This is a genomic window from Anaerovibrio slackiae (assembly GCF_009695585.1).
Classification (GTDB): domain Bacteria; phylum Bacillota; class Negativicutes; order Selenomonadales; family Selenomonadaceae; genus Anaerovibrio; species Anaerovibrio slackiae.
In genome coordinates this window covers 156,325-179,794 of record NZ_VUNR01000003.1, presented here as the reverse complement: position 1 = coordinate 179,794, position 23,470 = coordinate 156,325, and the positions used below count along the sequence as shown (strand labels likewise).

Genomic DNA, 23,470 nt, shown 5'->3' with positions numbered 1-23,470 from the left:
AACTGCCTTTATCAAAAGCTTCGCCGCAGGCCGAAATAGGTGGCACGCTTATCCGCCTTGTTAATATCATTCACCTGGGTAAAAAGATATGTATCCTTGGCAATCTCGTATTGCAGCCTGGATTTCAGGCGAAAATGATTGGGGTCATAGCCATCTACAGACAAATTCAGCTTTTTGCTGCCGATATCGATGCCGACACCTGCCTTGCTGTCAATCACGCCTGCCCTGGCACCAAAAATCCCCCGTGACATGCCCCCCTGAAAGTTGACGTTGTTATCCTCCCCTATATCATTGAGCCCCAGCCGCAAAAAGCTGCTGTCATCAGGGCGGACATCCATGCTGATGCCGGTCTGCCAGCGGTCTTCCTTGCCGCTGTACATGGTCTCGAGGCTCCCCTCTGTCTCGATAGAGGAAACCTTGCCCATCATCTTGTCGGCACGCTCGCTGACACCCCGGACACTATGCAGGGTTGCCTTCAGGTCTTCTGCCACCTGAGGGTCGGTCACTACCCCCTCCAGGGCGGATGCCATGTTGTCGATGCGCTTGCTGGTAGCGGACAGGTTGGCGATGGCTTCCTTCAGATTAGCCCCGGTCTCCCCGTTGCCGTTGAAGGTAGAGACCAGCACTTCCAGGCTGTCTGCCGCCCGCATCAGGCTGCCAGTCATGCGGTTCAGGTTCTGTGCCATCTGGCGCACATCTCCCTGATTGCTGGCTGCCATCTCCGCCAGGGTGCCTGTCAGCCTGTCAATGTTGGCGGTGATGTTCCGCATGTTCATGGAAACCTCTTTCAATGCCGCCTGAGTTTCCTTGTCTCCCAGCACATCGTTCATGGAATCCAGCAATGTCTGCACCTTCAGCACCGCTGTATTCAGGTTTGCCATCATGTCATCCATGGTGGCTTCCTGCAAGCCGTAGAGAAAATCCCCCGGTGCGTAGCAGTCCTCCATGTCAGCATCCTGGGCAGGGGTTATGTTGATGAACTTGCCCCCCATGACACCGTTGGAGGTGACAATCACGCTGGACTTCTTCGGAATCTTTACGCTGTCCTCTATGACTACATCAGCCACCACCCCAAGGCCGGATGGCTCCACACTGCTTACCTTGCCAATCCTCACTCCTGCATAGCACACATCGTTGCCGGAGGTCAGGCCGATAGCCTGGGGAAAACCGATGCTCAGATTGTAGCCCTTGTCACTGCCGGGCCTTATGCCGCTCAAAAGAGCCATAATGCCCACCAGCAGCATCACCCCCAGCAGGGTAAAGGCACCTACCTTCACTTCTGTCTTCATTTGCGTGCCTCCCTTCCTACATGCATCCGTTGCAAAAAGCTCTGTACCCGCGGGTCTTCAAGCTTTTGAAAATTTTCCACCGTCTCCACGGCAATCAGCTCCCCCTCATAAATCATAGCAATGCGGTCTGCGATGGTGCAGGCACTTGCCATGTCGTGGGTAACCACCACGGAGGTTGCCTTCTGCTTTTTCTGGGTATCAATAATCAGCTCATCAATCCTGGCTGTCATAATAGGGTCCAGTCCCGAGCTTGGCTCATCATAAAAAATAATCTTCGGGTTGAAGGCAATAGCCCGTGCCAGCCCCACACGCTTCTTCATGCCGCCGGACAGCTCCCCCGGCATGGAGGCCTCGATGCCCGGCAGCCCCACCTGCTCCAGCTTCTCAGCCACAATCGCCCTGATTTTTTCCTCAGGGTAATCCGTATGCTCCCGGAGCCCGAAAGCCACATTCTCACCCACGGTCATGGAATCAAAGAGAGCAGAATACTGAAAGACCATGCCCATGTTCATGCGCAGCTCATCCAGCCGCTTCTCGCTCATGCCGGCAATGGGATTGCCCATGATGTAAATCTCGCCGCTGGTAGGCCTGTCCAGCCCGATCAAAAGCCGCAAAAGCGTGCTCTTGCCGGAGCCGGAGCCGCCAATAATCGCCAGGGTTTCCCCCTCAACTATATCAAGATTGATGTGCTTCAGCGCCTCATGGCTGCCAAAGCTCTTGCACACATCCCTGATTTTTATCATATCATCCCTCCACCTACATCCCACATCAGTAAAGCATCCAGGAAAGGATAACATTCAGCATAAATATAACCACGATGGAAGCCACCACCGACCGGGTAGTTGCCGTGCCGACACCCTCTGCACCGGCAGGGGCACGCATACCGTAGTAGCAGCCCACTGTGGCAATAACCAGCCCGAAGACCATGGCCTTGATCAGCCCGGCATAAAAATCCGCCCCATCGGCAAACTGCTCAATGGAGTGCCAATACACATAGCTGCTGATGCCAAAATACTTCAAGGCAACCACCCAGCCCCCCAGCACGCCAATCAGATTGCCGTACACGGTTAAAAGGGGCACCATAATCATGCAGGCTATCATCCGCGGCACCACCAGATACCCCAGGGGATTAGTTGCCATCACCCGCAGGGCATCAATCTGCTCCGTAACCTTCATGGTGCTGATTTCCGCCGTCATGGCAGAGCCTGTGCGGCCTGCCGCCACCACGCCCACCAGCACGGGGCCCAGCTCCCGGCCTACCGCAATAGCCACGATGCCGCCTACTGTAGACTCAGCACCGAACTTGATCATCTCCCCTGCCATCTGCAAGGTCATCACCATGCCGGTGAACAACAGCGTCAGGGAAACGATGGGCAGGGTATCCACCCCCAGATGGGACATCTGATGCATGATGTGCCTCGGGCGCAGCTTCTTGGGCATCTGCCGTATCGCCCCCACAAAGAGCAGCATCACATCCCCCACAAAGTACAGGGCATCCAGCACCTTGGTTCCTATGTATTCGAGAAAGCGAGTGAACATAACCAGTCACCCTCCATAAAATATTAATCCGTCTCCTATTTTAGCAAGTCTAAATTGCCAAGTAAAGAAAAAACTGCACAGAACAGCCAATAAAATTCCCATACTACATGATAATAGTAGTTAGTGAAAATTAACTGAAACCTGCGCAGCTTTCACTTCCTTATTTCATTTCCAGCACATTCACATTGGTATGAATGATATTTTCAATAATGTACTCCGTTGCAGCCTTGTTTACGGGAGCCGGTTCCTGCAGTGCATTATTGTTGCGCCCTGCATTATTGCTTTCCTGCTTTGCCAGCTGCTCCGCCTGCTTCTTGGCCTTCTTGATGCTTTCCTTCAGCTCATCATCATTCTTCGGCACCACCACAGTGGACTCGATGATGATTTCATTGTTGCAGTTGCTGGCCAGCATATCCTGCAGCTGAATGCTGACAGGCGGCTCCTCATCCATATTGACCCCGGCATCAATAGCTGCCTGCTGTGCCAGCAGGATTTTTGCTACATTCACCAGTCCGCCCCCATGCACATCCAGGGCCAGATTGCCAGGTGCCTGAGCCTTCGGCACGGTATATGGCACTGTCACCTTGATTTTCTCGCCACGATATGGCTGGATAGTGGTGTCAAAGGTGATTTTCTCCCCCGGCAGCACATCCTTTTTGCTAGGCACGGCAGAAATCAGGGTAGCAGTCTTCCTGCCACGCTCCACGGTCACATCCACCTTCAGGTCAAGCAGGTCAGGCTCCTTTTCCTTGTTGCCCAGGATAACGCCGAGAATGTCGTTCAGCTCCCCGATGGAAACCTTCGCCACATCCTCTGCATCATAAAACATATTCCTGCGCTCAATCAGGCCCTTCTCGCCATAATTGCTGCGCAGGGAGAACTTCAAGGAAGCCGTAGAGCCATCCTGACGGTCGAGAGTATTGCTGATGGAGCTGTACACCACCACAGGTGCCAGCACAGATACAACCTCCTCGTCGTAGGCCAGCATGGAATTGTACGTCACGCTTCTGCCGGTATCCCTGTCATGGACGGTGACGATAACCGGCACCGTCTGAGGCATCTGCCCCAGGATGCCCCCGATGCCATCCTGCCTGTCCTGGTTGATGCGGCCGATGATGCCGTTCACATTGCCCAGCTTCATGCCGTTGGTAGGACCATGGATGGTGCTGATGACCTGGGCATCCGTCATGAAGTAGTTTACGTTGCCCCTATGGGTATAGGGATGGCCGAAGGCAAGTATTTTTTTGTCATCCACTGCTGTGACAGTTCCCATGGCACCGAAGGAAAAATCACCTACGGACAGGGCAACACCCACCGGGGAGCCCGGCTCCAGCACCGCATCAGGCCTTGCCTGCATTACGGAGGCACCGGCATCCCACACATTATCATAGTCAAGCTTCATCCCCAGCCTGCCCATGCCCTCCTGCAAAAGCTTCATGCCCTTGCTGCCAAAGCCGGAGGCAAAATAAGTATTCTTTTCCTCTGTATCTGCCAAAACATCCGCCGCAGCATCTTTCTCTGCCTCCGCAGCATCTTTCTCTGCCTCCGCAGCAGCATCCTGTACCTCAGCAACCTCTGTATCCGCAACAGGATCAGCCTCGTGCTCATCAGGGACAGCCACAGAAGCATCCTCGTGCTCATCAGAGGCAGCCTTACCGTCCGCTTCCTTCTTCGCTTCTGCCGCCTGGAATTTCTCCCTCTCCGCCTTCAGCTTCCGCAAATCCAGCTGGGGAAACTTCGTCCTGTTCAGGGTATCAGGATACTGCCATATTTTCAGCATATCCTCGATAGGAGTCAGCATGATGCGCTGGGTAGGATACATATCCTTGTAGCCTGCGGACAGTGCCCCTGCCAGCCTGCCGCCAAAATAAATGGGGCTGCCGCTCATGCCGGAAATGGCCCCGCCTGTTTCCTCAATCAAATCACCATACAGATTGACCAGGATTCTCTTGGCGGACATCTTGCTGTTATCCCCCAGGATTCCCACCACTTCTACATCAAAGGGGCGGATTTCACCGCTGCTGTCAACCACGGTATAGCCTGTCCCCCACATGCCCGGCTTTACATCCTGCAAGCTGATAATCTCAGGCAATGCCGCCATGGCAGTGCTCCCCAGCAGCAGTGACGCGGACAGGCAGGCTGCCAGCAGGCGCTTCTTCATTTTACCAAATAATCTATGCAAAAAATTCACCTCATAATCAACATAATCACTGGCACCAATTAAGCCAATATATTAATTATAGCTAAAAAAAAATTAATAGCAAGCAAATATTTTACCTGCCTGTCACCACAATGGCACTGCCCACTGCCCGTTCACCGCCATCAGAAGGGCTGTTCATGATCTGCCCCTGCAAAACCATCTCGCTGGAGCCGCCGCCATCCAGGTTAAAGCCGTTTACTGCCCCGAATTTTTGCAGCAGCTGGGCTGTCTCCGCCAGAGTCGCACCAATGCTGTGGCTCTGCCTGCCGTCCACTACCAGCAGGATAACCTTGCCGTCAGCCTTGATGCCCACAGCCGTCCGGGGTGCACGCCCCCTGGCAATATCATTGGGGAACTGCTCCTGTGCCGCAGTGACGTTCACCCTGCCATCACGCAGGAGCTCCGGCCCTGCCCCGATAATATTTTGAGCGGCATCCAGCTCCTTGCCGAAGCTCTCGCCGATGGTTACCTTATCTCCTGCCTTGACACCGGCAAAAGCCTCCTGTGCCGTGCCATGAACGGAAATCACCTGTCCTCCGGCAGGAATGAAGCTGTTCCCCTGATTAACGCCGATTACCTTGCCATCCTTGATAATGTATTCTGTACCATACTCATTTGTTTTCGTATAGCTGCCAAAGAGGCCGTTGTACAAAATCGTGGTATTGGCTCCCCGCTCGCAGTTGACACCGGACAGGAAAACCTTCTTGCCATTGACATTTACCTCACCATAATACTCAGAAGGAGCCAGCTTCAAGGTTCCATCCGGCATGAAGCCCAGGGAGGTGCGTGTATAGTATGTGGTGCCTGCTGTCTGACCATCAATGCGGGTATTGCCTATCAGCATGCCATCCAGGCCAAAATAACCGCCATTAATTGCCGCCACCCCATTATTCGCCTGGGCAATCTTCTTCACCGAGGCCCGCCCGGCAGAAATGCTTCCCCCTGCCAGTGCCAGCCCTATATCAAACCTGCTCCTGTCGATTTCCAGGCTGTAGGCAGTCACCATGCCCCTGCTGTCCAGCCGCACATATTTTGTATAAGCCAGCCCCTGGGCAATATTCCTGGTAAATTCCTTTTCGTATTCCTTCTGAATGTCGATGACCAGCCTGTCAGGATTGGCCAGCTTGTATACCTTCGTATCCAAAGGCGCCTTCATATCCACAATCAGCTGCACAGTATCGCTACCATATGTGCCCAGGATAATATCCTTCAGCACGCTGCTCCTGGTGGCAGGAGCCGCCTTCAGGGCTGTAGAAATGCCGTTCAGAGTGACCACCAGCCGGGTATTATTGTTTTCCCTGCTGACAAGATACTCCGGCAGGCTGCTGACATCCAGCACAATCCTCAGCCTCTCGGCACCATCACCATAGCGGATATTGGTCAGCCTCGGCCCTGCCGCCAGCTGCTGTGCCGCATTTGCCCCATTGCCTGCCGCTGGCTTTGCCCCGGCCACAGCATTGGTTATAGCCGGTTTTGCCCCGGCTGCCGCCTCTATCACCTCAGCCTGCCCCAGCACCAGCAGCGCTGCCATGATTATCGCCCAAAATTTCTTCACTCTAAGACCTCCAAGTTTACCAAAAAACAAAAGAGGCTACCTCAAGGATAGCCTCAAGTATCAACCCTTTGCTATTTTCAGCCCGGCAGGTCAACCTGCCTGCCCTTGGCTGCCAGTGAAGCCTTTGCCCTGGCAGCCATATCCTTGCGCGCCTGATACTGGGCTGTCAGCTGCTTGTACATCACATCAGCCAGCCCCAGGCCCCCTGCCTCAGACATGCGGTCGGACATCTCCGTATCCAGCATATCCCGGAATATCTTCTCGCCGTTAGACTCCCCAAACAGGGAATTTTCCGGCACGGTCTTGCGCATTTCCTTCCACATCAGCTGAATGAACATGGATTCAAAGCCCTTGCAGGCATCCTTCAGCTTCTTTTGATACGCAGGGTCATCCAGAGTATTCTTCTGAGCCGCCTGCAGCTCATCAGCAAAGCTCTTTGCCTTGTCCACATCCTTGCTGCCCTGCAAATTCTGTGCCTGCTGCTGCGCCAGTATGGAATTTGTCCCAATATTGTCAATCTGCATCATAAATCCCCCTCGGCACCAGCTTAAATCAGCTCCAGATCAGCATGCAGCGCACCGGACGCCTTGATAGCCTGCAAAATGGAAATAATATCCCTCGGAGTAGCCCCCACAGAGTTCAGTGCCCCTACAATATCATTGATGTTTGAAGTAGCAGGCAGCACAATGGAGCTTGCCGTCTGCTCCTGTACATCTACATTCTCATCCGGCAGGATAACCGTGTTGCCGTGGGAGAATGGCGGTGGCTGAATCACATCATAATCCTTGCCAATCTTCACCGTAATGCCGCCCTGGGTAATGGCAATGGTATCAACGGAAACATCGCCGCCCATAACAATGGTGCCGGTACGCTCGTTGACCACCACCTTGGCCAGGTTGTCAGGGGTTACCGTCAGCTCCTCCAGGCTTGACACAAAGCCCACCAGGTTGTTTCGATAATACGCCGGTACAGTCACATCCACACGCCCCGGGTTGGCAGCCTTGGCAATGCCGCCATACTGGGAATTGATGGCCTGGGCAATCCTGCTGGCAGTGGTAAAGTCCGCCTTGTTCAAGGACCAGGACAGCACCCCGTTAGGTGCCAGGGTATCATCCTCAACAGAACGCTCTACGATGGCACCATTCGGAGTAGTTCCCACAGTGGGGAAATTCTTCTGGGCATTGTTGCTGCCCCTGCCGGCCGTAAAGCCGCCGGTGGACACCGCCCCCATGGCAACAGCATAGATGTTGCCGTTGCCTGCCTTCAGAGGCGTCTGCAAAAGGGTTCCCCCCTGAATGCTCTTGGCATCCCCCATGGAGGACACCGTAATATCAATAGTATCACCCTCACGCACAAAAGGCGGCAGGGTAGCCGTCACGATAACGGCAGCCACATTCTTGGGCTTCAGGCCGCTGGTATCAATCACCACGCCAAAGTCCTTCATCATGTTGCCGATGGACTGAATAGTCTGCTTCATCTTGTCGGAGTCACCAGTACCATTAAGCCCCACCACCAGCCCATAGCCCATCAGCTGGTTGGCACGGACGCCCTGCACCTTGGCAACATCCTTCAGCCGGGCTGAGGAGTAGCCAGCTGCCAAAGCACTGCCCGATGCCAGCAGGCACAGGCAGGTTATCAGGCTAATTATGCGAAATAGCTTTTTCATATAATTCTCCTTAGCTTTAGAACAAAATATTGAAAATCTGTGTCAAAATACCCTGACGCTGCTTTGCATTCAATGGGCCCTTGCCATCAAATCTCAGGGTAGCATCCGCTACCTTGTTGGACAGGATAGTGTTGTTATAGGAAATATCATCCGGGCGCACCACGCCGCGCACCGTGATCTTATGCTCGTTCTTATTGTTCCAGATGGACTGGGTGCCCTCCACCACCATATTGCCATTGTCCCTGACCTCCACCACGGTAACAGTCACGTTGCCGCTGGCAGAATTGGTATTGTTGGCACTGCCATTGGCCTTGAAGCTGTCAGAGCCGGAGGCAGTTGCCGCCGCCAAAAAGCTGAACACGCCCGTACCGGCCGCCAGGGTATTCTTGCCTTCCTTGGAATTGGAATTGGAAAGGGACTGGGATGTATTAGAGGACTCATTGATCACAATGGTCAGGATATCCCCCACCTGGGAGGCCTTGCGGTCAGCAAAAATACTGTGCCGCCCCCAGAGGCTTTCAGCACTGGCATTTCCTGGCACAAGCCCTGCCTGGGAAACCGCAAGCAAGGCCGCCAAAATAAGGCAGCCCCAGGCTTTTACACCTATTTTCTTCCCGGAAAAAAACTTTCTTTTCATCTGTATCACCTCTGATGACGCACCGCTGCCCCCTGCCGCTACTACGGCAGGACAGCACCGATATACTGTACGGCAGGCAGCTCACTCAGCTTACTGCACCACCATGACATTGTTTTCATCAATCACCTTCGCCCTGACCTTGCGGCCGGAGGAATCATTCTTGACAGAAATATATGCTCCCCTGCGGCCTGTTTCCAGGGCCGTGCCGGGAACCTTGATATCCACACCATTGAAAACAGTGCAGATATTCACCACCGCATAAGGGCGAATCAAAATAGGCTCACGCACCAGGCCGCTGTGCAGAACAGTGCCCTCGCTCACATTGGAGAATAAAACCTTGCCTATCAGCTCCTGGGGATCCGTATAGGTTGCATAGGCTCCGCCCTTGTCTTCACGCTCCTCTATGCGCAAATCCGCCGCCTGCAAAGGCACCTCATGCTGAATACGGCGGGCAGAGGTCACCACCTTGCCAAAAAAGCGCACCTTCATGATGCACTTCATGGTGGCATAATGCTCGCCATTAACCAGCACCTCAACGGAGATAGCCGAATTCAGGCTCTTGCGGATACCGTTAGGCGCATATGTCCGATAGGTAATCTCCCCCCAGGGCAGCCTGAGCCCTGCCGGAACATTGACAGGTACCACGGTATATCGCTTTGTCTCACCGCTGGCCGCCAATGTCTCATCAATACATTTTACTGCCTGCTGAATGAAATTCTCACGCACAATCACCTGCGGCAGCTGCGGGGTAGGCGTTACCGTCACAGCCGCCTCCGCCTGCCCGGCAGCCAGCCAGCCAGGCACCGCCTTATCCCGGCTCACAGCAGGCAAAAGCAGGAGCAGCGCCCCCAGCAGGCATACCACACCGAAAAAACTGCCCGGCCTGCCCATAGCATTAACGCTTCAGGCCGTTGGCAATCTCCAGCATGCTGTCAGAGGTGGTGATAGCCTTGGAGTTGGACTCATAAGCTCTCTGGGAAACAATCATATTTACCATCTCATCCACAATCTGAATGCTGGACATCTCCAGGCAGGACTGCACAATATTGCCCATGCCGTCAGTTCCCGGAGCGCCCTCCTGCGGTCCGCCGGAAGCTGCCGACTCCAGGAAAAGGTTCTGACCGATAGAGGTTAAACCTGACGGATTCAAAAATCTTACCAGATTGATCTGGCCAACCTGCGCCGGCTGCGTATCACCGCCCTGAATCACGCTTACCGCGCCATTCTGGCCCACAGTAATGCTGTCATGCTTCGTATTGGCAGCAAAGGTAATGTTTGGCACCAGCCTGTAGCCATCGCTGGTAACCAGGTTGCCGTCACCGTCAATCTTGAAGGAGCCATCCCGGGTATAAGCAGCAGTTCCATCCGGCAGCTCAATCTGGAAAAAGCCCTCCCCCTGAATAGCCAGGTCAGTAGGGTTGTCAGTAGTCTGCAGGTTGCCCTGGGTAAAAATCCTGTTGGTAGCACTCAGGCGCGTACCGAGACCGATCTGCATCGGCGTCGGATACATAATGCCATCGCCGCTCTCAGCACCGCCCTCACGCAAGGTCTGATACAGAAGATCCTGGAACTCAGCCCGCTGTGCCTTGGCACCATAGGTATTTACATTGGCAAGGTTATGAGAAACTACATCCATCTGCTTCTGCTGGCCCTTCATGCCGGAAGCAGCAGACCATAAGGAACGCATCATATCTATTATCCCCTTTTTCTAAAACATAAAAATACAAGTCATCACAACATAAATATCGTCATTTCAGCAATTCTGCTTAACTATTGCTTAGCTATTCCTGCCTACCTCGTTGACGGATTTATCCAGCATGGAATCCTGGGTAGTAACAGCCTTGGAGCTGGCCTCATAAGCACGGTAGTTGGCTATGAGGTTAACCATCTCCGACACTACCTCCGTATTGGAACGCTCCAACGCCCCCTGCTGGACAGAGCCGGTAGCCTGCCGCGGCCGCTGTGCCGGATCATCTACCCGGTAAAGGCTGCTGCCCTCCTTTGCCATTACGGCATCGCCTCCCGGAAAGGAAACCAGTCCCAGCCTTGCCACCTGCACGCCATTGGCAGAGATGGTGCCCTCCGGCGAAACCAGGAAATTTGCCGTTTCCTCCGGAATAGTAATCGGCCTCCCCCTGTCATCCAGCACATCATTGCCATTTACCGTAACCAGGCGGCTTCTGCTGTCCCGATAAAAATTGCCATCACGGGTATAACGCTCGCCCCGGGGGGTGGCAATCCTGAAATAGCCCTCACCCTGCACGGCAAAATCCAGCTGGTTGCCGGTAGTCTGCAAGGAGCCCTGGGCATGGTCCGTGGCAATAGCCGCCACCTGGGAGCCAAGCCCCAGCTCGCCTACCACAGGTGCCTTCCTGCCCAGGGAGAACCCCTTGAACTCAGTGACATCCTTCGGCCCGCTCTGGTCGTTGATGCGCCGTATCAGCATCGGCTCAAAATCAGAGGTCACCGCATCATCCCGCTTGAACCCGGTAGTATTGGCATTTGCCAAGTTATTGGCAATCGTATCTGTACGCTTGGTCTCAGTTATCATACCTGTAGCAGCCGTATATAGTCCACGCCACATAGTATTCCATCCCCCTTTTTGTTGCGGTATATTATCAGCAAAATCCTATTTCCAGAAGGAAATAGAATTCTTGGTTTCCAGCTTGTCAATATTCTCCAGAGCCCTGCCGGTACCCAGAGCCACACAGCTCAACGGGTCCTCAGCCAGGCTGGTGGAAATCTGCGTCTCCCTGCGGATGAGCTCATCCAGCCCGTACAGCATGGCTCCGCCCCCTGTCAGGATGATGCCGTGGTCCATGATGTCGGAGGCCAGCTCCGGCGGACATTTCTCCAGCACATTCTTCACCCTGTCCACAATCTGGGCAACGGACGGATTCAGGGCTTCGCTGATCTGCTCCGTAGTGACCTCGATATTCTTCGGCAGCCCCGTCAGCAAATCCCTGCCGCGGATATTCATCTTGCCCCTGCGGGCATCTGCAAATGCCGCACCGACCTCCATCTTGATGTTCTCGGCAGTGCGCTCGCCAATCATCAGGTTGAATTCCTTCTTGACATAGTCAATGATGGCATCATCAAACTTGTCACCGGCAATCCTCAGGCTGTCGCTGAGCACAATGCCACCCAGGCTGATGACAGCAATATCGGTAGTGCCGCCGCCAATATCAACCACCATGGAGCCATAAGGCTCGGAAATATCCAGGCCTGCCCCCATAGCTGCCGCCAGCGGCTCCTCAATGAGATATGTCTTGCGCGCCCCGGCCTGCTCTGCTGCTTCCTGAATGGCACGCTGCTCCACCATGGTAATGCAGGAAGGGATGCACACCATAATCCGCGGCCGGATCATGAAGCTGTGGCCTGTCACCTTCTCGATAAAATGGCGCAGCATGGTCTCCGTAATATCAAAATCCGCTATTACGCCATCCCGCATGGGACGGATTGCCACAATGTTGCCGGGAGTACGCCCAATCATCTGCCGTGCTTCCTCACCAACTGCCAGAATATTATTGGTATCCCTGTCAATTGCCACCACGGACGGCTCCTTCAGCACGATACCCTTGCCCTTTATATAAATCAATACATTTGCTGTACCTAAATCTACACCTATATCCATAGACATGCCAAACAATGTCTTCAACATCCTTCCTAAAATTAAACAAGATAAACGCTAATTGTTCCTAAATAAATATATAACAAAATCACATAAAAGACAATAAGCAATTTCTCTCTTTTTTTAGGAAAGCGGCCTCATAAATTTGCCCGATAAAAATTGGGATGCCGCCGCAGCAGCACCCCAAAAATTTACGCACAATATACTATTTGTTATACAAATCAGCAGGTATGGCACTTGTCATAAATGCCCTTCTCCTTCAGGAGCTTAACCATGGTCTCGCCAATCTGGGCTACGTTCTCAGCCACCGGAATGCCTACAGCATTCAGAGCCTTGATCTTGTCAGCAGCAGTGCCCTTGCCGCCTGCAATAATAGCACCGGCATGGCCCATGCGCTTGCCCGGAGGCGCCTGAGTACCTGCAATGAAGCCTACAACAGGCTTATTTGGCATGTTCTCAGCAATCCACTTGGCAGCATCTTCCTCGGCAGTACCGCCGATCTCACCGATCATGATGAGAGCCAGGGTATCATCATCATCCTTAAAGAGCTTCAGTGCATCGATGAAGTCAGTACCCTTTACAGGGTCGCCGCCGATACCTACAGCAGTGGTCTGGCCAAGGCCTGCCTGGGACAGCTGGAAGGAAGCCTCATAGGTCAGGGTGCCGGAGCGGGAAATAACGCCTACATGGCCCTTCTTGTAGATGTAGCCAGGGATAATGCCCAGCTTTGCCTCGTCTACGGTCAGGATACCAGGGCAGTTAGGGCCGATCAGGCGGGTCTTCTTGCCAGCCATGTAAGCACGAACCTTGATCATATCCTCAACAGGCACATGCTCGGTGATGCAGACTACCAGATCCAGGCCTGCCTCAACGCCCTCCATGATGGAGTCAGCAGCGAAGCGAGGCGGTACGAATACTACGGAAGCGGTAGCGCCGGTAGCCTCAACAGCATCCTGTACGGTGTTGAATACAGGCACGCCCTCTACTACCTGGCCAGCCTTGCCCGGAGTTACACCGGCAACAATCTTGGTACCGTATTCCAGCATCTGCTTGGTGTGGAACATTGCAGTCTTGCCGGTAATACCCTGTACGATAACTTTTGTATCTTTATTTAAAATAATACTCATTTTTGCAATCCTCCTTATCCTTAAGCGTTCTTCTCTGCCTCTTTAACAAGGGCAACGATCTTCTCTGCACCACCCTCCATGGTCGGAGCCATGATTACGTTCTTTACAGGGTTGTCAGTGAGAATCTTGCGGCCTTCTTCTACCTTGGTGCCCTCAAGACGAACTACTACAGGAACAGGAATACCATCACTGCCGGTCTTCTCAGCAATAATCTGAGCAGCCTTCTGGATGCCCTCGGCAATGACATCGCAACGGTTGATGCCGCCGAAGATATTTACGAAAATACCCTTTGCCTGGCCGCCGTCCAGCATAATCTCAAATGCGGTGGCAATCTTCTCAGGAGTGGAGCTGCCGCCTACATCCAGGAAGTTGGCAGGATTGCCGCCATAGTACTTCAGAATATCAACAGTAGCCATGGCAAGGCCGGCACCGTTTACCATACATGCCACATCGCCGCCCAGATTTACATAGTTCAGGCCTTCCTCAGCAGCCCACAGCTCCTTCGGGTCCTCCTCGGTCTTGTCCCGGAGCTCAACGATGTCAGGATGACGGAACAGGCCGCTGTCATCAAAGTTCAGCTTGGCATCCAGGCAGATCACATCGTCCTCGGCAGTTACAACCAGAGGGTTGATCTCAACCTGGCTGCAATCCTTGCCGATGAAGGCTTCGTACAGCTTCATCATGGTAGCGGTAGCCTTGCGGATAACCTCAGGCTTGAAATTCATCTTGTAAGCCATGCGGGTTGCCTGGAATGGCAGCAGGCCGACAGAAATATCAATGTACTCCTTGATAATCTTCTCAGGGTTTTCGGCAGCAACCTTCTCGATCTCCATGCCACCTTCCTCGGAGCCAATCATCACGATCTTTGCAGTATTGCGGTCATTTACAAAGCTCAGATAATACTCCTTGGCGATGTTGGAGCCTTCCTCAATGAGAAGTCGTCCAACCTTTTTGCCCTCCGGACCGGTCTGATGGGTAACCAGCACCTTGCCCAGGAGCTCCGTTGCATACTCCTTAACCTCGTCCAGGGACTTGGCAATCTTTACGCCGCCAGCCTTGCCGCGGCCGCCTGCGTGGATCTGTGCCTTTACTACAGTCACCTTGGAATCAAGCTTTTTTGCAGCCTCAACAGCTTCCTCAACGGTAAATGCCGGAATGCCGTTTGGAACGTTTACACCGAAAGATTTCAGTACCTGCTTACTCTGATACTCATGAATATTCATTCGATCTGCCCTCCTAATTTGTATACAAAATGTTTATGTACATATTTTATCGCTTTTTTCTTTATCTGTCCATAGAAGTTTCATATTTGTACAATTGTTTATTTTTTCCCATTATAATTGACATAATTTCAATTGCATTTATTCTTTTGTTTTTTGTGTTTATTCTTTCGCGTCACAATCTTTTCTGTTTTATCTTGTATTTTCTTGATGGATATTAGTTGTATTTTCGGGTACTATTTTATTTGTACAACAAATTTGGATGTTTCAGTTTATCGTCGTGAAGGTATGAGGCTTTGGGAACATTAACGGAGGAGTTTTTTTGGTTCGTGCACTCTGTTCAGACTATAAAAATGGGCTGAGCGGGACAGCTACCCATAGAAAACACGCTCTCGCTCCTAGTTGTGCCTAGCGGATGCTAAACTCACGCTTCGCCTACGGCTCGCGTATTGTTAAGCACCGAGGCACAACAAAGGTTTTCTATGGGTACTGTCCTCACTCATCCCTTTCTTTGTCTGAACAGATACAACAAAATGATAAAACGCCACTTGCTATATGTTACCATAGTGGTGCATACAGCTTTACGAGTAAACTGAAATAAAGGGGCGAAGTGGCTGACGAAACCTGTAACTGCCAGATATTTGCAAGGTAACTTAGCAACTTTACAGAACCTATATATTGTATTTTTATTGTAAATATGATACAATACAAGTGTTGCAGGATTATGCCTGCAGGGCGGACGCGGTATGAAAATACCGTTATCAATGATACGGAATGATGGTCGCTCTATAAATAAGGCGGTGGGTTCTGCTCAGGCAGTTTTTCACCGCAGAGAGCGTGATAGCATGGCTATGTTATCTAAGGTACGATAATAGTGTTCCCTGAAAAGGGAAGCGCCTGTGATAAGGCATTAGCTGAAGCAATTCGTGCACTCATCCCCCTAATCACATTAGTTGTGGTGACGGGCTTGGTGCTGTTGTGCAAGCTAACAATCACAGGCGAACTAATTTTGATGTTTCGGCATTGAGATATAAGTCACATATCGACCACATCTTCTAGCAGTTTTACTGCACGAAAAAAGCCATCCGTGCCTGGATGACTTCTTCGTAGATGTTGTGACCATCAGTGTCGTCCACACTGGTGTATGGTCGAATTAAACATTCACCAAAAACCTATAGCGGCGAGCCATCGTTGTGGTTCGCTCTTTTTTTATGTTTTCATTTTACAGCATTTTTTTCATCAAGTCAACCTGCAAGAAAAAAGCACCAGCCTTATTGCCGCTATTGAGGGCGGCAATAAGCTGGCGTGAGAAAAAATTTTTTACTGCATTTTTTGACAGCAGCAATTTTTATACTGACCTATTTGTGACAGGTGAGCAGAAAAAATTTTTATAATTCGTCTTATGCATTTATCTTTATCTTATATATATTATAGGACGTAGCACTTCTGGTAGCAGTTCCTGTAGCAGTCTGATAGCATTTAGTGCTACGTGAAAGCCCATAAATTGATGTTTTTAACCGTTGCTTTTTTCAGTCAGTTCCTGATACATCTTCATCAAAGCTGCCACTGTTTCCGATGGGCTGTACCATTTTGACGGATGCTCCGGTGTAGGCTCCATAAAAAAGCCATAGGCTTCCATTACCGCCATGTCATTGGCAACGTGGGCTTTTCTCAACTCCGGCGGCATCGTCAGATCATCATACAAGTCAGCCAGGCTGCAATCAGGGTACAGTGCCCTGGCATCTAATATGCTCTTAGCAGTCCTTTCTATTTTCTTCTTTTGCGCCTCTGTAGGATTGCACCACGGAAAGTTGTTATAAACCAATGTGTTAGAATATCTATAATCACTTTTTAGTCTACCACATACTATCCGCATCCAATAATTATGAACATTAGATGTCAAAATGCCAAAATCATATACAGAAGCATTCGGTATCATTTTTGCTAAGTTTGTACAGATAACATCAGATTTTAAAAATCCTAACGGAATGTATTTTCTTTGTTCAGAAGAGACTTCTGGAATGATTATAAACGTATCAGGATTTTTAGTTTCTCTAAATAAAGTAGGCGTATCTGCCAGCTTTTGCCTGTCGGGAGCACCGCCAAGACGTGCTTCACGGCATAGCTCTACGCGTTTAATTACCTCTGGCATTTTGCGTAATTCTGCCGGACTTACACCAACCAGCCACAAGCAATACCTCTTTTTGTTATTTATATACTCCGCTGAACCAGTCAATTTTTTAATATATTGCTTCGCTGATGGTTCTTTTTTTACAAAAGAATCATAATCTTCTGCTTCTATTATAAGATGACCGCCGTCAGCCGGTCTATTGCCAGTAACCATTTCAGGTACTGCACATAATGTTTTTTTCCGTGTTTCTATAAATATATTTGGTGAATCCAACAAATAAGGACTGATATTCTCCGCTATAATCTTTCGTTCATTTTCTATTATGAATTTCTGAGAAAAATTATTACAACTTGTTCCTACAATGATAACATGAACAGCTGCCTGTTCAAATGACTCACTAGCCCACTTGAATGTCCGCCAGGCAAAGTCAATGTGTATGCCAAAACGCTCGTAAAGCGGCTTCCATACGGATGCCACCTGCTCCCCCTGGCAGATGCTGTTAGTTGATACAAAGGCTGTGCGAATGAAAGTGTTTTGCATCATTTCTGCTGCCTTGAAATACCAGCCAGCTACATAATCTATTTTTCCTGCTGTTTTGTATGATTTCCCTTTTTCGTCTACATATACTGATAATATATCTGCCTTTTGGGACTTATCCTGCATGGAATAACCAAGGAATGGCGGATTGCCCATAATATAATGCAATTTGTCAGGCGATATAACACTGTTCCAGTCAAGCCGCAGGGCGTTGCCCTCTACGATATTTGAGTAGCTCTTGAGGGGCAAGAAGTCCAGATTCATGTTGACGATGCCCTGGGTTTCCACCATCATCTGGTATTCCGCTATCCACAGGGCTGTTTTGGCTACGGACACTGCAAAGTCGTTGATTTCAATGCCGTAGAACTGATGAATGGACACCTTGATTGGGTTAGCTATGTCACCAAGGACAATCTGCTCCCCCAGCATGGACTGAATCACTCTGTTTTCCAGCCTTCGCAAGGCAATATAGGTTTCCGTCAGGAAGTTGCCGCTGCCACAGGCTGGATCAAAGAAGGTAAGCCCTGCCAGCTTGTCCTGATAGGCCGCCAATTTGCTGTTCCTCTGCTTTACCTGGGGGATAGAAAGAATGGCTTCCAATTCCTCTGCCAGGTCATCCAGAAACAGCGGATCGATAACTTTGTGTATGTTTTCGATGCTGGTGTAGTGCATACCGCCACTGCGCCTGGTTTTGGCAGACAGGGTGCTTTCAAATACCGCCCCGAAGATAGTGGGGCTGATGTCGCGCCAGCTAAAGCTGAGAGAGGCTTCTTCCAGTATGATCTCTACGGTACGCTCATCAAACTTGGGAATTTCTATCTCGCCATCAAAAAGACCGCCATTGACATAAGGAAAAGCAGCCAGCTCATCGTCAAGATATTCATCACGTTCACTGATTGGCGTGTTCAAAACGTGAAATAATTCCACAAGGGAAGTGCGGAAGAACTTGGCAGGGAAATTCTTCATGTAATTGTAGAACTGATTGTGCTGGAAAATCCCTGCATCCTCGGCATACATACAGAATATCAGCCTCACGCACAGCTTGTTGAGGCTTTGCAAAACTTCCGGTGTCAGGCTGTTGTATCTGGCAGCAATATAATCGTATATCCTGCCCACCAGCTTGCCTGCCTCAACAGATATTTCCACTTCTTTCCGTATATGGACATTTTCCTTGGCAACGAGAAAGTCAAGGCGATGAAATTCATCAGGTAAATCTGCCAGCCTGATACGCTCCGGCTCGCTGTGCTTGTTGTTGAAATCAAAAATCATAAACTCCTGAAAGTTGCAGGAGATACCCCAGCGGGGCATTTCGTCATAGTTCATGGCATTGGCATAGCGTATCATCTGCTGCATAGGTGTCAGCCATGTGCCATCGGACTGCTTAATGCCCTTGGTCAAATCTTTTCCTAGGCTTTTCTGCTCAATGATAACCTTGGTGGAGGGGATATACACATCGATAAAGCTTACGTTGGACAACTGTATCTGCACTTCAAAATTCATATAATCTACAGGAGCTTTTACCCCATAGACTGTACTGATAAGCTCCAGCCAGAATTTTTGCGTTTCGCCCTTTTCATAGCCCTTGCCCTGCCATTTTTCCGCAAATGCCTTTGCCGCTTCCCTCTGCTCGTTTTCCGTCATTCAAACCACCCTCACAACATGCACATAATGTCTTCTGCTATCATTGTAACAAGCAAGCAAGACAGTAGCAAGCATTTTATACATCGGCTGGCTATATCAGTTTTCAGCAACCCATCGCTAACAGATTTCAGCTTATACAGCGGTCGGCAGTAACAGGTCTCGCCAGCCTCCCAGCTCCCCCTTTTCAGGCTTGCTCGTAAAGTCAGAATTAGTTGCTACAGTTGCATACTAATTAAATACAGTTGGATTATTATGTGCATATCTGTTCAGACACAAAGAGGGACAGGTGCGGCATGTACCCAAAGAAAACCTTGAGTGCAGCCTCGCTTCTTAGCGAGTGCGAGCGTAAGCGACGCAGGAGCTTAGAAGCGCGAGGCTGTGCTAAGAGCGAGAGCGAGTTTTCTATGGGTACTGCCGCTACCTGTCCCTTTAAAATGTCTGAACAGAGTCCACGAACTGTCAAAACATTTCAGTCAGTATGTGCACGAAGTAACAAACCGGCACGACGATAAACTGAAATTTATTTCATGGGAAGAAGGATTTCGAGTTTTTTTGCAGAAATATTATATATAATTTGGGGAGAAAGGGCTAATAGGGGGGTATGCTCAATGGAAAACAGAAAAACAATGCTGATTGTTGACGATATGGAAATCAACCGCGCCATCCTGATGCAGTTTTTTCAGGATGAATTCCATATCATCGAGGCGGAAAACGGCAGGGAAGCACTGGACTTCATCAAAAGCCAGCCCATCGACATCATCCTGCTGGATTTGATGATGCCGGTCATGACAGGCATGGAGGTACTGGAATGGCTGCTGTCAAATCCGCGCTACGGTGACATTCCGGTGATCGTCACCACATCTGCCGACGATGTGAACAGCGAGGTAATGGCAATGGAACGGGGCGCAGCCGATTACCTTACCAAGCCATACAATCCGTCCATCGTCAGCTGCCGTGTACAGAACGTACTGGGACGGCGCGAAAACGAAATCAGCAAGCTGAGGCAGGCGGCCCAGGACAAAAAAATCAGCGCCATGCAGCAAATTCTGGACATTGACCAGATGACAGGCCTCCTGACGCAAAAAGCATTCCTGCAGCAGGCAGCTGACAAGATATCCGGCAATCCGGAAACGCGCTATTGCTTCGTTTACCTCAACATAGCCAGCTTCAAGCTGATCAATGAGCTTTTCAACATGGAAACAGGCGATACCATCCTCAAGACTGCCGCCTCCTACTTCAATACCATCGTGGGCAAGCGAGGGCTTGCCAGCCACCTGACGGCTGACTCCTTCGCCATACTGCTGCCTGAGGATATGCTGGACATGGATTTGCTCATTCAGGGGCTGGATGCCATGATGCACTCCCTGACCATTTACCGCACAGTGGCATTTTTTGCCGGTGTCTATCAGATAGACAATATCTACCTGACTACCAGCCAGATGCTGGACAGGGCGCACATGGCAATGACCTCGGTAAAGAATTCCCATGCCCGCCGCTTTGCCTTTTACGATGATGCCCTGCGCACCAAGCTGATGGACGAGCAGATTATCGCCAGGGAAATGGAACCGGCACTGAACAACGGCCAGTTCTTCGTTAAATACCAGCCTATCTACAAAATAGACACGGAAGCCAGAACCATGGCTCCTATTGCTGCAGAGGCGCTGCTGCGCTGGCAGCATCCGGAACAGGGAATTATCAGCCCTGACAGGTTTATTCCCGTCTTTGAAAAAAATGGTTTTATCAACAGGGTGGACAGGTTTGCCTGGGAGCAGGCATGCCACTTCCTCAGCCGCCAGCGTGACTGGGGGCTGGACATACAGCCTATCTCCATCAATATTTCCCACATGAATTTTTATGATATGTCCTTTGTGGACTACCTGCTGCGGCTGCTGAGAAAGTATGACCTGCAGCCCTGGATGCTGTGGCTGGAGCTGACGGAAAAATCCTACAACCACGCCCCTGAGCAGCTGACAAAAATACTGCGCCGCCTGAACAGCTGCGGATTCTCCGTTATTCTGGACGATTTTGGCAGCAGCTTCAGCTCCCTGGGCATCCTCCGGGACCTGACCATTGACATGCTCAAGGTGGATGTGCGCCGCCTCTACGCCCACGGCAATCATGACAGGGTGGACATCATCCTGCAGGCAATCATCGATATGGCAAAGAAGCTGAACATGCAGGTAATTGCCGAAGGAGTGGAAACTCCGGTGCAGGCAGAGCTGCTGCAGACCATGGGCTGCCATACCATGCAGGGCTTCCACTACTCCCGTCCCCTGAACTCCGATGCCTATATCGAGCTGCTCTCCAGCCTCCGATAAAACTGCTTTGCAAAAAGAAAAATTGCCGCAGATGATTTCTCATGCTGCGGCAATATTTTTTGCCCTAAATTTAAATTCAGAACTGGAACTTCTGCAGATTCTCCTGCACCTCCTGGGCCTGGCGTGCCAGTGCATCACTGGCGGAGGCAACCTCCTGGGCCGAAGCGGACTGCTGCTCCGTGGCCGCCGAGATGGACTGCATGTTGTCAGCCACATGCTTTGCGCCCTTGTCAATCTCGTTCATCTGGCTGGTAATCCCCTCCGCCTGCCTGGCAACAGCTGCTACAGACCGGGACATATGATTGATCTTGTCAGATACCTGCACCACCAGCACATTGATTTCCTCAAATACCTGACGAAGTCCCTCGACAGACTCAGCCCCCTTGGCTACCGCATCCCGGCCGGAGTTCATAGAATCTACCGCCTTGCCGGTATCTTCCTGAATGCTGCCAATCAGGCCTGCAATCTGCTGGGCTGCCATGCCTGACTGCTCCGCCAGCTTTCTCACTTCCTCTGCCACTACGGCAAAGCCCCTGCCCTGCTCACCGGCACGGGCCGCCTCAATAGCCGCATTCAGTGCCAGCAGGTTGGTCTGCCCGGCAAGGTCGGAAATGGTATCTACGATGGCGCCAATTTCCTGGGAACGCTCTCCCAGCTTGTCCACCAGCTCCGCCGTCAGGCGTACGGTTTCCTCCACGCTCTGAATCTGGCTGACAGACGCCCCTACCACGCCATTGCCGGAAGATGCCTTTTCCGCTGCCTGCTCCGCGTTGGCAGAAACCTCCGCCGCCTCCCGGCTGATGCCCTCTACGGACTCAGTTATGGCAGCTATGCTATGGGTTCCCGAATCCACAGAGCCCTGCTGCTGGATAACCACCGTGGCGGCATCCGCCACGGACTGAGCCACTGCCGTGGCGGCATTGGCAGACTCCATGGAGCTGGAATTCAGCTGCTGGGAAGATGCCGCAATCTGCTCCGTAGTGCGGGAAAAATTCTTCAGCAGCTTGCTGACTGCCAGCGTCATATCATAGAGGCCCCGCTGGACATCGCCAAATTCATCACCCCGGTCAGAAGGTGCCGTCTTCACCATGAAATTGCCCTTGCTCAGCTTGTCGCAGACATGCAGCATAATCCCCAGGGGCTGCTTGATGGCGTTGATCAGCTTCCAGCTAAAGCCCAGCTGGATAATCATGCACACCACCGTTGTAATCAGCATCAGGGTAATGGCACTCTGCCCGTCAGCGGCATTCTGCTGATTTGCCTCGAAGGCTGCATCCCGGGTGGCATTGCTGAGTGCCGTCAGGGAATCCCTGAGCTTTACAGTATCCTGCCGTGCCGCCCTGTCGTACTCGGCGATGCCTGCCTCGGAGCCCCCGGACTTCACCGCAGACATGACGGCAGGCATGGATCTCCTGAAGCTTGCCCAGTACCCCATCATCTCCTGCACGGCAGCATCATTTCCATCACCGGCAGCCAGGGAGGCATACTCACCCAGGAGAGCCTCCATGTCGTCGATATCCTTCGCCTGACTCTTGGACAACTCCTCCAGCCTTGAAGCATCGGCTATCACCTGCATGGAACGCACCTGGATAGTGCGCATCTTCTCACAGGCCTGTCCCAAAAGTTCCACGGAACGCATATCGTCCTCGTACATTCTCGCCATCTGCTCATTGGCATTCTGAATAGATACAGCACCGCGCACCCCTACGATAGCCATACCTACAGCAGCTATAATCACCATAATCAGGATCTTGTAGCTGACCTTTACATTGTCCATAAAAATCACACTCCTTATATTTTTAATATGTTTTATTTTTAAGGCAATCCACCTCTCTGAAATTTTATTCTACAATTCTTCCATCCCAATAACAATAAAAATAAAATTCGGAGAGGGTTGCCCTTATTTGCACAAATGATTATTTGATTATGCAAATTAGTACAAGTCCTAAAAATAGGCGTATGCCGTAATCCACATACGC

General features: G+C 51.2%; 17 protein-coding genes. 1 reads left to right on the top strand and 16 read right to left on the bottom strand.

Annotation, left to right across the window (positions count from 1 at the left end):
- Nucleotides 1–11 precede the first annotated feature (11 nt).
- The 15 genes from FYJ84_RS02645 to FYJ84_RS02570 all read right to left on the bottom strand — a co-directional run bounded on the left by FYJ84_RS02645 (nucleotide 12) and on the right by FYJ84_RS02570 (nucleotide 19,173).
- On the bottom strand, nucleotides 12–1,289 hold the full coding sequence (locus tag FYJ84_RS02645; RefSeq protein ID WP_154405846.1) for an MlaD family protein: 1,278 nt from the start codon (nucleotides 1,287–1,289) through the stop codon (nucleotides 12–14).
- Nucleotides 1,286–2,032 carry an ABC transporter ATP-binding protein gene (locus tag FYJ84_RS02640; protein ID WP_154405844.1) on the bottom strand — a complete coding sequence of 249 codons (747 nt, stop codon included), beginning with the start codon at nucleotides 2,030–2,032 and terminating at the stop codon, nucleotides 1,286–1,288. Before FYJ84_RS02640 ends, FYJ84_RS02645 begins: the two co-directional genes overlap by 4 nt.
- A gap of 25 nt (nucleotides 2,033–2,057) precedes the next feature.
- Nucleotides 2,058–2,828: an MlaE family ABC transporter permease gene (locus tag FYJ84_RS02635; RefSeq protein ID WP_154405842.1), complete on the bottom strand. Its 771-nt coding sequence runs from the start codon at nucleotides 2,826–2,828 to the stop codon at nucleotides 2,058–2,060.
- 160 nt (nucleotides 2,829–2,988) lie between these two features.
- On the bottom strand, nucleotides 2,989–5,010 hold the full coding sequence (locus tag FYJ84_RS02630) for a SpoIVB peptidase S55 domain-containing protein (protein ID WP_154405840.1): 2,022 nt from the start codon (nucleotides 5,008–5,010) through the stop codon (nucleotides 2,989–2,991).
- A gap of 91 nt (nucleotides 5,011–5,101) precedes the next feature.
- Nucleotides 5,102–6,583: a phosphodiester glycosidase family protein gene (locus FYJ84_RS14870; RefSeq protein ID WP_154405838.1), complete on the bottom strand. Its 1,482-nt coding sequence runs from the start codon at nucleotides 6,581–6,583 to the stop codon at nucleotides 5,102–5,104.
- A 77-nt stretch (nucleotides 6,584–6,660) separates the two neighbouring features.
- Nucleotides 6,661–7,107: a rod-binding protein gene (locus tag FYJ84_RS02620; RefSeq protein WP_235901317.1), complete on the bottom strand. Its 447-nt coding sequence runs from the start codon at nucleotides 7,105–7,107 to the stop codon at nucleotides 6,661–6,663.
- Between the two features lie 23 nt (nucleotides 7,108–7,130).
- On the bottom strand, nucleotides 7,131–8,249 hold the full coding sequence (locus tag FYJ84_RS02615) for a flagellar basal body P-ring protein FlgI (protein WP_154405834.1): 1,119 nt from the start codon (nucleotides 8,247–8,249) through the stop codon (nucleotides 7,131–7,133).
- A gap of 16 nt (nucleotides 8,250–8,265) precedes the next feature.
- On the bottom strand, nucleotides 8,266–8,886 hold the full coding sequence (locus FYJ84_RS02610) for a flagellar basal body L-ring protein FlgH (protein WP_154405832.1): 621 nt from the start codon (nucleotides 8,884–8,886) through the stop codon (nucleotides 8,266–8,268).
- A 90-nt stretch (nucleotides 8,887–8,976) separates the two neighbouring features.
- A complete protein-coding gene (gene flgA / locus FYJ84_RS02605; protein ID WP_154405830.1) occupies nucleotides 8,977–9,777 on the bottom strand; it encodes a flagellar basal body P-ring formation chaperone FlgA in 801 nt (266 codons plus the stop codon).
- A 4-nt stretch (nucleotides 9,778–9,781) separates the two neighbouring features.
- Entirely contained in the window at nucleotides 9,782–10,576 is a 795-nt protein-coding gene (gene flgG / locus FYJ84_RS02600; RefSeq protein ID WP_154405828.1) for a flagellar basal-body rod protein FlgG, read from the bottom strand.
- An 87-nt stretch (nucleotides 10,577–10,663) separates the two neighbouring features.
- Nucleotides 10,664–11,470 (bottom strand): flagellar basal-body rod protein FlgF, encoded by an 807-nt coding sequence (flgF, locus tag FYJ84_RS02595; RefSeq protein WP_154405826.1) that lies wholly within the window; start codon nucleotides 11,468–11,470, stop codon nucleotides 10,664–10,666.
- 45 nt (nucleotides 11,471–11,515) lie between these two features.
- Entirely contained in the window at nucleotides 11,516–12,535 is a 1,020-nt protein-coding gene (mreB, locus tag FYJ84_RS02590) for a rod shape-determining protein (protein ID WP_154405912.1), read from the bottom strand.
- 203 nt (nucleotides 12,536–12,738) lie between these two features.
- Nucleotides 12,739–13,644, bottom strand: a complete 906-nt coding sequence (gene sucD, locus FYJ84_RS02585) for a succinate--CoA ligase subunit alpha (RefSeq protein ID WP_154405824.1) — start codon at nucleotides 13,642–13,644, stop codon at nucleotides 12,739–12,741.
- A 20-nt stretch (nucleotides 13,645–13,664) separates the two neighbouring features.
- Nucleotides 13,665–14,885 carry an ADP-forming succinate--CoA ligase subunit beta gene (gene sucC, locus FYJ84_RS02580; RefSeq protein ID WP_277008785.1) on the bottom strand — a complete coding sequence of 407 codons (1,221 nt, stop codon included), beginning with the start codon at nucleotides 14,883–14,885 and terminating at the stop codon, nucleotides 13,665–13,667.
- 1,492 nt (nucleotides 14,886–16,377) lie between these two features.
- Nucleotides 16,378–19,173: a DNA methyltransferase gene (locus FYJ84_RS02570; protein WP_154405818.1), complete on the bottom strand. Its 2,796-nt coding sequence runs from the start codon at nucleotides 19,171–19,173 to the stop codon at nucleotides 16,378–16,380.
- Between the two features lie 608 nt (nucleotides 19,174–19,781).
- On the opposite strand from FYJ84_RS02570, the gene FYJ84_RS02565 reads away from it, so the two are divergent.
- Nucleotides 19,782–21,491: a putative bifunctional diguanylate cyclase/phosphodiesterase gene (locus FYJ84_RS02565; protein WP_205764064.1), complete on the top strand. Its 1,710-nt coding sequence runs from the start codon at nucleotides 19,782–19,784 to the stop codon at nucleotides 21,489–21,491.
- Between the two features lie 76 nt (nucleotides 21,492–21,567).
- Here the strand turns inward: FYJ84_RS02565 and FYJ84_RS02560 are convergent, their stop codons facing one another.
- Nucleotides 21,568–23,268 carry a methyl-accepting chemotaxis protein gene (locus tag FYJ84_RS02560; protein WP_154405814.1) on the bottom strand — a complete coding sequence of 567 codons (1,701 nt, stop codon included), beginning with the start codon at nucleotides 23,266–23,268 and terminating at the stop codon, nucleotides 21,568–21,570.
- Between the last annotated feature and the right edge of the window lie 202 nt (nucleotides 23,269–23,470).